The organism is Rhizobium changzhiense, from assembly GCF_013087625.1.
Lineage (GTDB): Bacteria > Pseudomonadota > Alphaproteobacteria > Rhizobiales > Rhizobiaceae > Rhizobium > Rhizobium sophorae.
In genome coordinates, this window is the sequence record NZ_JABFCQ010000003.1 from 146724 (window position 1) to 159089 (window position 12366).

At 59.3% G+C, this 12366-nt stretch carries 10 protein-coding genes; 1 reads left to right on the plus strand and 9 read right to left on the minus strand.

Features of this window, described 5'->3' with window-relative positions; all coding sequences use genetic code 11:
• Positions 1-101: 101 nt before the first annotated feature.
• From G9X68_RS15820 to G9X68_RS15860, 9 genes are all read right to left on the minus strand, one after another.
• Positions 102-1748, minus strand: coding sequence for an acetolactate synthase large subunit (locus tag G9X68_RS15820; RefSeq protein ID WP_171603192.1), 1647 nt, complete (start codon positions 1746-1748; stop codon positions 102-104).
• Between the two features lie 136 nt (positions 1749-1884).
• On the minus strand, positions 1885-2766 hold the full coding sequence (locus G9X68_RS15825; protein ID WP_171603890.1) for a DUF6030 family protein: 882 nt from the start codon (positions 2764-2766) through the stop codon (positions 1885-1887).
• 405 nt (positions 2767-3171) lie between these two features.
• Positions 3172-5286, minus strand: a complete 2115-nt coding sequence (locus tag G9X68_RS15830) for a carboxy terminal-processing peptidase (RefSeq protein WP_171603193.1) — start codon at positions 5284-5286, stop codon at positions 3172-3174.
• Positions 5287-5435: 149 nt separating this feature from the next.
• Positions 5436-5915 (minus strand): MEKHLA domain-containing protein, encoded by a 480-nt coding sequence (locus G9X68_RS15835; protein WP_171603194.1) that lies wholly within the window; start codon positions 5913-5915, stop codon positions 5436-5438.
• 117 nt (positions 5916-6032) lie between these two features.
• Positions 6033-7223, minus strand: coding sequence for a M20 aminoacylase family protein (locus tag G9X68_RS15840; protein ID WP_171603195.1), 1191 nt, complete (start codon positions 7221-7223; stop codon positions 6033-6035).
• 69 nt (positions 7224-7292) lie between these two features.
• Positions 7293-8072, minus strand: coding sequence for an amino acid ABC transporter ATP-binding protein (locus G9X68_RS15845; protein ID WP_171603196.1), 780 nt, complete (start codon positions 8070-8072; stop codon positions 7293-7295).
• Positions 8069-8998 (minus strand): amino acid ABC transporter permease, encoded by a 930-nt coding sequence (locus G9X68_RS15850; RefSeq protein WP_171603197.1) that lies wholly within the window; start codon positions 8996-8998, stop codon positions 8069-8071. Before G9X68_RS15850 ends, G9X68_RS15845 begins: the two co-directional genes overlap by 4 nt.
• Complete coding sequence (locus G9X68_RS15855; RefSeq protein WP_171603198.1) at positions 8995-9885, minus strand: ABC transporter substrate-binding protein; 891 nt, start codon at positions 9883-9885, stop codon at positions 8995-8997. Before G9X68_RS15855 ends, G9X68_RS15850 begins: the two co-directional genes overlap by 4 nt.
• Before the next feature lie 74 nt (positions 9886-9959).
• On the minus strand, positions 9960-10922 hold the full coding sequence (locus tag G9X68_RS15860) for a substrate-binding domain-containing protein (RefSeq protein WP_171603199.1): 963 nt from the start codon (positions 10920-10922) through the stop codon (positions 9960-9962).
• Positions 10923-11022: 100 nt separating this feature from the next.
• On the opposite strand from G9X68_RS15860, the gene G9X68_RS15865 reads away from it, so the two are divergent.
• Entirely contained in the window at positions 11023-12348 is a 1326-nt protein-coding gene (locus G9X68_RS15865; RefSeq protein ID WP_171603200.1) for an aminotransferase-like domain-containing protein, read from the plus strand.
• Positions 12349-12366: the final 18 nt, after the last annotated feature.

Here is a 12366-nt window from a genome sequence, read left to right on the forward strand (position 1 = left end):
GATAACTCCGTTGAGTACCATCATCGTGTCGTCGCCCATCTCTTCCATCGTGCCGCGTCTCGCAGTCGAACGCCTATGGACCTTCATGGCAGGCGGCATCCTCAGGCCTCCAATATCGCGGGGAGCCGTTCGCGAAGCTCCTTTACCAGCACGCGTTCATTTTCCGAGTAGTCGACCGGGACGTTCACCAGATGGACGCCACCTCCTGAGAATGCCTCTTCGAGAACCTGTTTGAACTGGCCGATATCGTCGACCCTGGTTCCCCTGGCGCCGTAGGATTCGGCATATTTCACGAAGTCGGGATTGCCGAAGGTCATCCCGAAATCCGGGAACTCGTCCACCGCCTGCTTCCAGCGGATCATGCCGTAAGCATTGTCCTCGATGACAAGAACGACGAGGTTGAGCTTCAACCGGACGGCGGTTTCGAGTTCCTGGGAGTTCATCATGAAGCCGCCGTCGCCGCAGATCGCCATAACCCGCCGCGCCGGATAGAGCATCGAGGCAACCATCGCCGAAGGCAGCCCTGCTCCCATCGTTGCAAGGGCATTGTCGAGCAGCAGCGTGTTCGCCATCCGCGTCCGGTAGTTGCGGGCAAACCAGATCTTGTACATGCCGTTGTCGAGCGCCAGGATGCCGTCATGCGGCATCACCTCTCTTATGTCGTGGACCAGCCGCTGTGGCGTAAAGCGATCTTCTGTTGCCCGCGCGGCAATGCGCTCGAGAATGCGCTCCCGGAGATGGAGAAGCGCCTGCGCGTTTGGCAGCTTGCCGTCGAGGCGATCCGCCAGCGCCTTCAGCGAAGGGCCGATGTCGCCGATGACCTCCGACTGCGGGAAGTAGACCTGCTCGACGGTCGCCGGCTGATATCCGACATGAACGACCTTCGGGCCGCCCTTGCCCATGATGAACGGTGGCTTCTCGATCGTGTCGTGCCCGATCGTGATGATAAGGTCTGCCTGTTCGATGGCCTCGTGGACATAATCTCGCTCCGACAGCGCCGCGGTGCCCATATAAAGTTCGGTTCCACCGGGAACCGTTCCCTTCCCCATCTGAGTGGTAAAGAACGGAATGCGCGTACGGATCACAAACTGCGCGATGTCGGAGGTCGAGCGGGGGCGCGAGGCCGCTGCCCCGAACATCAGAAGCGGACGTTTGGCTGCGGCGATGAGGGCGGCAGCGCGATCGAGGGCCGCATCGCTTGCCGTCGGCAGTTCGAGTTGATGCGGCGCAATCAGCGCGACCTCCTGGCACTCTTCAGCCGCGATATCTTCCGGAAGCTCGAGATGCACCGGCCCCGGTCTTTCCTCCTGGGCGATGCGGAACGCCTCCCTGACCGTCGTCGGGATCATCTGCGGCGAAACGATCTGCCTTGCGAGCTTGGTCAGCGGCTTCATCGACGCGACGACGTCGACCACCTGGAAACGCGCCTGGCGGGACGAGAGGATCCCCTTCTGACCGGTTATCATCACCATCGGCATCGCGCCGAGCAAGGCGTAGGCGGCACCCGTCGAAAGGTTCAGAGCACCGGGCCCGAGCGTCGTCAGGCACACGCCCGGCTTACCAGTCAGGCGGCCATAGGTCGCGGCCATGAAGGCCGCCGCTTGTTCATGCCGGGTGAGCACGAGCTCAATCGACGACTTGCGGATGGATTCGACAACGTCGAGATTCTCTTCGCCGGGAATGCCGAAGATGCGGTCGACACCTTCGTTCTCAAGCGCTGCCACTAGAAGATCGGAGCCTTTGGTCATGGATCGTTGCCCCTGCTGTTTGGTTGGAGGCTTTCAGAAAGGAAGGCCCCTCGAAGATATGTTCTTTTCCTGGCCTGTCCATGCGTTCGGCGGCATCGGCGGCTTTTCGGTGGTCGCACGATGAAATCGTCGACGTTCAGCCACAGTTCCAGCTTGATTTTGGACTGTGACGGGTACTTGCGACGTCATTGAGCGCAATTGGCTGATATGGACGTCCCCAAGCGCTCCCTGAGAATGAAGTTCGCAGGAGTACTGCGGGCATTCGTAGCCAGCGCTCAGTCGAAAAATACGTCTTGGTCTTCACCTGCGAACTTGAAGTCGCCTTAAGACCAAGAACAAAATTAAAGATATTTGCGCTGCCTGCTTCGCGCGTGAAGCTGAGATAGGACCCGAATCGTTCGTATTCGACATTTCGAAGGTTTTGGATCGAGGCAAGAGTATCTTCGAAATCACGCCAGCAGGCCTGCTTCACAATGATCTCGAAAATGCGCAAAACGGCCGGGGCGAGACGTCCCTGAGCGTCGGTCGTCGGCCCAATGATCTTGGCGCGGATCTCAACAATATCGCCCATTTCATCTCCACGAACCTTAAGGAAGGTTGAGCTGAGGGGACGCACCTCGTCCCGTTCGTAGATGCGCTGAAAATAACATTCATAGCTGCGATTTCGCATCGATGCGGCTTTCCATTCGCTCATCTCGATGCCGGCCCCTCGAAGAGCACCGCAAATATTCGGCCCCGAGATGCGCCACATGCGCAGAAACTGACTTGCCAATTCCAGCTTCGGGACCTCGATCAGCTGCAGCGATATCGACGTCGGCGGGAGGGAAGAAGGAGCTTCCGGATCGGGGCGGGCGGCTATGCCAGAAGATCGGGCAGCCTTATTGAGAGCTCGATTTTCAAAGACCCCGACCGGATCTTCGAGGTGGTAGACTTGACGATAAAAAACAACCATGCCTGCAAGAAGCAAAACAGATATCAAAAGCCCCGCCCAAAGCAGAGACCGGCCGTTTCTCGGCAATGGGAAATTCCGGTTCCAAAGTGGGCTGTCGCGAGGAGGATCGACTGCTGATAGCACTTTATCCACGGCGCGACCTCACAAGCAAAATAGGAGCGGCTGCGAGTTCGAACTCAATCAACCTCGATCCTATTTGCGACCCACCCGCGTCGGTCGGCGCTTGGACCGATCAGCCCCTGCTGGCGACTCCTTCTAAGGTGAGCGACGGATGTGAAAAACGGTATAGTCTGTCCGACTCACCTTCGATACTGTAAGTGTGAAGTTGCGGTTGTCGAGCGTCAAGCGGCAATCCCAGTGGACGGCGTTCGCCCTCTAAAATTGGTGCGGAAGAGCGCACGGGCGGCCGACAAGTGCACTGGCCCAGCATTGTGATCCAGCCCGTCAAGGAAGTGCTCGCCCGCCCGATGATTATTTTCCGTCCGTGTTTCCCGATTGTTTTGCGGCTGCCTTGAGCACGCCTTCCTGCAGATCCGCCTCGTCTGCAAGAATGGCGGCGGCCTCGTTCAGCAAGACGTCTTTTGCATTCTTGCGGGCATTCTCGATGGCAATATCGGCACTCAGGCTGCGCTCGCCTGCCTCCAGGCCATCATCACTAAGATTCTCGCCATCCCCTGCTTCCGCTCGATCCTTGAACCGTTTCTCGCGAGCAGCTGCTTCTTTGCGACGTTCGGCTTCATTGAGGGAGATAACCCCTTTTTCGCGCTGCACCTTGAGGTCGGCAATGTCTTGTAACAAGCGTTGGAAGTCCGGATCGCTTTCAACACGCGCATCATGGCGGCTTTGCAATGTCGGCAGCAACGTCGTGACCGTGTCGACAGCCGTGTACTTCGCAGGTTTGATCTGCGCCCACGGCAGGGCATTGTCATAACTGGTCTCGCCGAAGCTCGCCGGATCGAAAAGTCCTGGCAAGCTGATATCGGGCGTCACGCCGTGCAGCTGCGTCGTACCGCCGTTGACCCGGAAAAACTGGGCAATCGTCACCTTTAGCTCCCCGAACTCGGGTTTGCTGTTGCGGACGATCCGGTCAAGATCGACGACGGTCTGAACGGTGCCCTTCCCGAAACTGGATTCGCCGACGATCACGCCTCGGCCGTAATCCTGGATTGCCGCGGCAAAAATCTCCGAAGCCGACGCCGACCCGCGATTGATCAGGACACCCACCGGGCCAGTCCAGACAGGCGCTGCAAGATCCGAGCTCCTGACCTCGACCTTGCCATCGCTGCCGCGTTGCTGAACGACCGGACCATTGCCGATGAACAGGCCAGTCAAATCAATTGCCTCGTCCAATGAACCGCCGCCATTGTTGCGCAGGTCGATGAGAACGCTGTCGACTTTTTCTTCCTTCAGTTCGTCGAGAAGCTTGGCGACATCGCGGCTTGCGCTTTTGTAGTCCTCATCCCCTTTGCGCTTGGCTTCAAAATCCTCATAGAATACCGGCAGGGTAATGATCCCGACTTTACGCGTAGCGTCGCCCGCTTTTACGGATAACACAGTCTTCCGGGCGGCCTGCTTGTCGAGACTGATCTTATCGCGCACCAGGCTGATGACGCGATGCGTGGCATCAGCTCCGGCATCTGCCGGCAGGATGTCCAGCCGCACGACGGAACCCTTTTTGCCTCGTATCATCTGCACGACTTCATCAAGGCGCGTGCCCACCACGTCCTTGATCGCGCCGTCCTTGCCTTGACCAACGCCGGTAATTCGGTCTCCGACCGAGAGCTTGCCGGACAGCTGTGCCGGTCCGCCCGGCACGAGCTCGCGGATCGTCGTGTAGTCATCGCGCTCCTGCAGGACCGCACCGATACCAAACAGTGAAAGCTTCATCGAGACATTGAAGTCGGCTGAAGCGGCCGTACCGAAATAGTCCGTGTGCGGATCGATCGACGTTGCGTAGGCATCCATGAACGATTGGAAAACGTCGTCGCTTTTAAACTTGTAGACGCGCTCGAGCGTGTTTTCATAGCGTTTGTCGAGCGTTTCGCGAATGGCCGCGTCATTTTGGTTGCCCAGTTTCAACCGCAACCAGTCGCTCTTGACGCGCTTGCGCCAAAGCTCATTGCTCTCGGCTTCCGACTGCGGCCACGGCGCTTTATCGCGCAGCAGAGAATAATCTTCCTGCGCGCTGAAATCGAAGCCCTGCTTAAGCAGGTTGCGCGCATAGTTCATGCGGTCGACAACGCGCTGCTGATACGCTTTGAAGATCGCAAACGGGATCTTCAAGTCTTTCCTCTCGATGGCATCATCGATTTCGCTGCGGTCGGACATGAATCCGTCGATGTCGGCTTGCAGGAAGAGCATGCGGTCCGGATCAAGTGACTTGATGAACCCATCCATGATCCTGGCCGACAAGGCGTCGTCGAGTGGGACAGGCTTGTAGCTATACCGCGAAAGAAATTGCGCGCTCAACTCGGCGGCTTGCGCCTGTCGCTTTAGAGGCGCCAGTGCAGGCGGTGATGCAACTTCAGCATATGCGGACTGTGCAATTGCAAGAAATGCACCAAGGAAAAAGTAGGCTATGCGCATTCAGCGTTGATCCAATTCTTCATGCCGAGTGTCGATGTGCGATCTATGTGACGCAATCATGGTTTTTTGGCAACCAAATGGCAAACGACAAGACTTGCAAAGCCGCGGAAACATATCCGGCGCGTGATCGGCGTCGCCGCAGCCGGCGCTCAATCCGCCTGCATGTCTTGCCAGGAATCGAATGTCGCAGCTTGACCGCGACGGCATCCGCTGCGGTCGACAAGATCCCAGACGATGGCTTTCTCGATATAGAAACGCCGCCGTGATTTGGCGATGCGAAGTCCGCGGTAGTCGGCGATAAAGCCGTTGGCCGCCACGGCACTCAACAACCTGTCACGTTCCGCGCGATCGGGCGCCTCCGCCGAAAGACGCGATGGCAAAGTGATGAACTCGTCCCACGAATATTCAAAGCAGGCCTGGGCAGCGCGGTTTGCGTAGATGAAGCGCGGATCAGCGTCGGTATTGTGGGCAAGGACAACTGCCGGCGACTGGTCGTAAAGCCATTCAGCACCCTGGCCTTCCGGCGTCAGGCTGCGCCCCACGCTTCGTTCGAAGCTTTCCGCTATCAGTGCGTAAAATTCGAGATCGTAAGCCAAGTCGAGGCCGGCGTCGTTATAGTTGGCAATCATGCTGTGCATCCTGGATTGCGGCGAGAGATGTTGACGTGATGGTCTCGTTACAAAATCCTTTGCGCTACAGAAAGTGCAAGCTCCAAATGCGACGCGTCAAGCTGGGCGATCGGGACTTCAGGCGTCATCCTGGAGGTAGCGTTCCGCGAGCCTTGCCCACATGGCTGCGCCAACCGTCAGGCTGGCATCGGCGAAATCATATTTGGCGCTATGCAGGATGGCGGAATTCATGCCGTTGCCGAGACGCAGAAAGCTGCCCGGCTTGTGCTCGAGAAAGTGCGAGAAATCCTCGCTACCGGGAATGAGCGGGCAGGTCGCGACCTTGTCTTCGCCGACGAGTTCTGCGGCGACGATCCGGGCAAAATCCGTCTCGGCAGGCGAGTTGACGACGACAGGATTGCCGCGATCGTAGTCGATCTCGATGGAAGCATTGTGCCCTTCTGCCACCGAGCGGGCGAGCTTGGTAATGCGTTCCTGCAGGAGGTCGCGAATGCCAGGCTCGAAGGAGCGCACGCTCAATGCGAGCTTGGCATATTCCGGAATGACGTTGACGGCATCGCCGGCATGGATCGTGCCGACGGTGATGACCGCCGTCTGGGTCGGATCGAGGTTGCGCGAGATGATGGTCTGCAGCGAGACGACGAGGTTGCACGCCACGACCACGGGATCGACGGTCAGGTGCGGCCGCGACGCATGGCCGCCTTTGCCCTTGATCGTAAGCTCGACGGTGTCCGACGCCGCCATCATCGGGCCGGATCGCAGCAGGATGGTGCCTTCGGGAGCGCCGGGGTGGTTATGGAGGCCAAAGATCGCGTCGAACGGAAAGCGTTCGAACAGACCGTCGGCGATCATCGCCTGGGCGCCGCTATTCTTGCTTGCCTCTTCCGCCGGCTGGAAGATCAGCGTCACTGTGCCGTTGAAGCGGCGGGTGCGGGCGAGATATTCGGCTGCGCCGAGCAGCACGGTCGTGTGGCCGTCATGGCCGCAGGCATGCATCTTGCCGGGGGTGCCGCTGGCATAGACAAGTCCGGTTTCCTCGACGATCGGCAGCGCATCCATATCGGCGCGGATGGCGATGCCCTTGCTGCCCTTGCCGGCGCTGAGCCGGGCGACAACGCCATGACCGCCGACATTGCGGGTCACGTCATACCCCCAGCCTTCCAGCTTTTCCGCGACGTAGCGCGCCGTTTCCGCTTCCTCGAAAGAGAGTTCCGGATGGGCATGCAGATACTGGCGGGTCGCCTTCAACTCCGCCTCCATGGCTTCGAAATCGGAAACGCGGGCATAGGCATTGTCGAGCGTGGGCATGAAAACATCCAGTCTTGATCGAAAAGGGCATTGCTCCGGCCCAAGGGTCGAAGCAGAAGCTGACATCAGTTAGAGAAAACGGGCGAGAAAAGCCTGAGTCCGGGGATGTTGCGGATTGCCGATGACATCCTCGGGTTTGCCCATCTCGACGACATTGCCGCCGTCCATGAACACCACCCGATCGGCCGCTTCACGGGCGAAACCGATCTCATGGGTCACGACGATCATCGTCAGGCCCTGTTTGGCCAGATCGCGCATGGTGGAGAGAACTTCACCCACCAGTTCCGGGTCGAGCGCAGAGGTGGGCTCATCGAACAGCATCAGCTTGGGTTTGATCGCAAGGGCGCGGGCGATGGCGACGCGCTGCTGCTGCCCGCCGGAAAGCTGACGGGGATAGCTACTTGCCTTTTCCGACAGGCCCACTCGCTCCAAAAGCCGCAGGGCGTTCTCGGTCGCGGCCTTGCGGCTTTCGCCGTGCACGCCGATCGGGGCCTCGACGATATTTTGCAGCACCGTCATATGCGGATACAGATTGAACTGCTGGAACACCATGCCGATCTTGCGCCGCTGGCTGGCGATTCCGTTGCTGGACAGCTTTTCCAGCCGGTCCTTGCGAAGGCGATAGCCGATCTGCTCGCCATCGACTTCGATGAACCCCTTATTGATCGCTTCGAGATGGTTGATGCAGCGCAGGAAGGTCGATTTTCCCGACCCGGACGGGCCGAGCACCACGACGACTTCCCCCGGCATGACATCGAGGTCGATCCCCTTCAGCACTTCGAGCTGGTCGAAGGACTTGTGGACGTTGCGGGCTCTGACGAGAGGCTTTGCAATTTCGGCACCGGTCAATGGCTTGCCTCCTCGGCAAGGGTCTCGGATTTGGCGGCAGCGGCATTGTTGCGCCGTTCGCTGCGGCCGTAATAGGCCTCGATATAGCTCTGGCCGAGATTGAGGATGGAGGTGATAAGCAAGTACCAGAGGACCGCGACCAGCAGCATCGGCACGATCTCGAAGGTGCGATTGTAGATCGACTGGACGGAATAGAGCAGATCGGCCATGGCGATGACGCTGACGAGCGACGTTGCCTTGATCATGCTGATCAGCTGGTTGCCCGTTGGCGGCACGATCGAGCGCATCGCCTGCGGAATGATGATCCGCCACAGCGCCCTCGCCTTGGTCATGCCGAAGGCTTCCGCCGTCTCGAACTGGCCGCGATCGACCGAGAGCAGGCCGCCACGAATGATCTCGGCCATGTAGGCCGCTTCGTTCAAGGCAAGGCCGACGATTGCCGCCGTCATCGGCGTGATCACCGAATTGGTCTCCCAGCTGGCGAGCGTCGGGCCGAACGGAATGGTGATAGAAAGTTCGGGAAAGAGGGTCGAGAGATTGTACCAGAAGATCAGCTGCACCAGCAGCGGCGTGCCGCGAAAGAACCAAATGAACAGCGATGCCAGCGAACGTGCGAGCCGGTCATTCGACAACCGGGCGATCGCCAGTCCGAGGCCGAGAACGATGCCGATGGCCATCGCCACCACTGTCAGGCCCAGGCTGACATAAAGGCCACTGATGACAGTCGGATCGAAGAAATAGGCCGCGACGACCGGCCAGCCGAAATTCTCGTTATGGGCGACGATCCACAGGAAGTTCGCGGCAATCAGGAGCACCACTACCCACAGGACGAGCCGGCCCGTTTGAAAGGGCTTGTGGGCGTGGGCAACATCCCGGAAGTCCGCACCGCCCGAAGGCGGTGCGGCAGTCGTGCGGTCATTGCTCATTTCGGCAGGACTCCACCAAGATTGAGACCGGGCTGCTTGATCATGTTGTTCTCAAGACCCCACTTCTTCATGATGGCGGCATAGGCGCCGTTATCCATCAACGCCTTGATCGAGTCGAGCAGAACGGGGCCGAGCGGCGAGCCCTTCGGGACGACGGCGCCCTGATAGAGATCCTCGAACCCGTTTTTCTGGCCGACGCCGCTCAATTCCAGCTGGCCGTTTGCCTGAGACACGAAATAGGTCAGCGGTGCCTGCGAGGAGAAGAAGGCATCGGCACGTTTGGAGCGGACTGCCAGGATCGAGCTCGGCTGATCGGTATAGGACTGCACTTCGGGCGCAGGCTTGCCGTCCGTCTTGCACTTTTCAACCTGGGCCTGGATCACCTTTTCGGCGGAGCCGCCGGCCATGACGGCGATGCGATTGCCGCAGGCGCTGTCGAGCGAGGTGATGGCCTTCGGATTGCCCTTCTGGACGGAGAAGACCACGTATTCCTGAACCCAGTCGACGAAATCATTGGCCTCTTCACGGCTCTTGAAGTCACCGATCGGGCCGAAGGCGAACTGGTATCGGCCGGAATTGATGCCGGCGAGCAACGCGCTCAACCCGCTGACGGTTTCGTGCTCGATCTCGACGCCGAGCATCTGGCCGATTGCATCGGTCAGATCGGCGCTGGCGCCGGTCAATTTCGTACCGGTGACGATCTCATAGGGAGGAAAGGAACCGTTGTTGACGGAGATCATCTTGCCGTCCGTGCGGATCTTCTCCGGCAGGCGGGCGCGAAGAGCGTCGTTGACGGTCTGCTTTGGCACGGCCGCCTCCTGGGCGAAGACTGACGTCGTCATCATCAGACCCAGCAGAGCGGCGGAAGCGATCAGTTTCGAATGCATGTCATTCCCCTTTTTGGTTTTGCGAAAATGGTAATTCCACGATGATGCTTGCGAAGGGTTTCCCTAGGCCTTGTTCATCGCGCTTTGGCGTGCCACGGAAACAGATCGGCGGGCGTCAAAAGGCGCGGCATGATCTTCTGTTCGTAGAGTTCCTCGGCAAAGTCGGCGATCATTGCCTCGTTCTCAGCAAGCCCGCTGGCTCTCCAGGTCGGCGGCAGATCAGCCGCGCAGCGGCGCAGTTCGTCGATCATCCAGGGCGTGGTGTCGGCGTATTTCTCACGCTTTTCCAGCCAGATACGCTGGGACTCGTCGATCAATTCGCTGAGTTCATCCATGATCCAGGGATGCTCCTGGACGATGTCAGCCTTGAAGCCGATCAGATGCATGCCCGGGATGTAGCCGACCTCATGGAAGTAGGCGACTTCAGCGGCGCGGAAATCATCCAGCACCTGGCGGAGCGGCGATTCCTGATCAAAGAAACCTTTCGGCATGAAAGGCGTGAACACAGCATCGAGCCCGCCATCCAGCAAAAGATCGACCATCGGGCGCTCGCCGCGAGCAGCCTCGATGCGGCCAGGCCGTCCAAAACCATCGAGACGGTCGACGATCGGATGAGCCTCCGTCAGGCGCCCGGCATACCACATGGCATCCTCAACCCCGACGCCTTCCCGGCGCAGAGCGGCACGGGTCCAGGTATTTCCGGAATCACGCCAGCCGGTCACGCCGATGTTCTTACCGGCCAAATCGGACAGCTTGCGGATCGGGCTGGCCTTGGCGGTGATAATGCAGCGATGGCGGAAGCCGCGCATGATGAAGTTCGGCATGCCAATGACCCGATCATCGCCGTCATGACGCATCTGCGAATAGCGGCTGAACGACATTTCCGCGGCGTCATGCGCTATGTCATCGGCAAGGCTGGAGACCAGCGTGCCCACACGATCCGCTTTAATATCGAGACGGGAAGAGCTGACATCACCGAGCACAAGCGGTGTCATGTAATCCCAGTCTCTAAGGGCGATGCGAAGCGTCACAGGCATGCAAAAACTCACTGAAATGGCTCGACGAGGGGCAAATTAAATGTTCAAAATGGTGAGTACAAATGTTATTACGTTATTGAACATTTAAAGTGAGAAAAAAATGGGCGACGCCGTCGAAGCCTCCTGGTTTGCCGAAAAAATAGCCGACCGGAGCATCAGGGGGATCGCTCTCGAAACGAGCGCGCTGATCCGTGCCGGTGTCCTGCCCATTGGGACGCGCCTGCCGGCGATCCGCGATATCGCTTACGAATTGCAGGTTAGTCCGGCAACGATCTCCGAAGCCTGGAGCGAATTGCGGCGGCAGAAGATCATCAGCGGCCGGGGGCGCAACGGCACCTGGGTCAGCGGCGACCGCTTTGTCGCCAAGCCGGAGCGTCTCGCCAGCTCGGGAAATTATGCGGCAGGTGTGCTCGACCTTACCTTAGCGGGACCGGATGCAGCACTTCTTCCTCGTCTCGCCGAAGCAATGGCCTATGGCGCGTCCGTTGATGACCTCAACAGCTATGAGCGCAGCCGGATCGTCCCTGAGTTGAAGGACGCCGTTTCAGCGCGATGGCCTTATGAGGCGGAAGCCTTTCTGGCTACCAATGGCGGTTACAACGCCGTCTATACGATATTGCATGCACTGGTTTCCTCGGGTTCGTCGGTCGCGATCGAACATCCGACCGCGATGCGGCTGCTCGATATTCTGGAAGACCTCGGCGTAAAAATCATCCCTGTCGCCTGCGACGGCGAAGGCCCCTTGCCGGATTCGCTACACGAAGTGTTGCAGCAACGTCCAGCGGCTTTTCTATTCCAGCCGCGGCTGCATTCCGTGACCGGCGTTGCGGTCAGTTCCTCCCGCCTCGGTCAGCTCGGAGATGTGCTGGAAGACAGCGATACGCTTATTATCGAGGATGACGGCGTCGGCGACGTGTCGGCGGCACCTCCGCAGTCGCTGGGCGGCCGATTTGCAGAGCGGACGATCCATATCCTCTCACTTTCGAAAAGCCTCGGCCCGGATCTGCGTCTTGCGGTTTTGTCGAGTTCCGCGCCGATCGTCGATCAGATCCAGTCTTACCGCTCCTTCAGCGCCGGCTGGACCAGCCGTATCCTGCAAGGTGCCACCGCCTGGCTACTGCGCGATCCGGCAACCTGGCGGCTCATCGCCGAGGCGCGCGAGATCTATCAGCAGAGGCGGGACGCTCTTGCCGTTGCGCTCGGCGAACGGGGCATAGCGATACCGCCAGGCCAAGGCCTGTGCCTCTGGGTGCCCGTCGTCTCCGAACCATTTGCGATGGTGACGCTCGCCGCACGCAATATCGCTGTCAACCCGGGCAACAAATTCTCCGTCTTGCCCAGCAGTCATATTCGAGTGGCGACCAGCACGCTTAGCGATCGCTGCGAGGAAACCGCCGATGCGATCGCTCTGGCTCATGCGCCGTGAAGGTAGCGGCCTGCACCT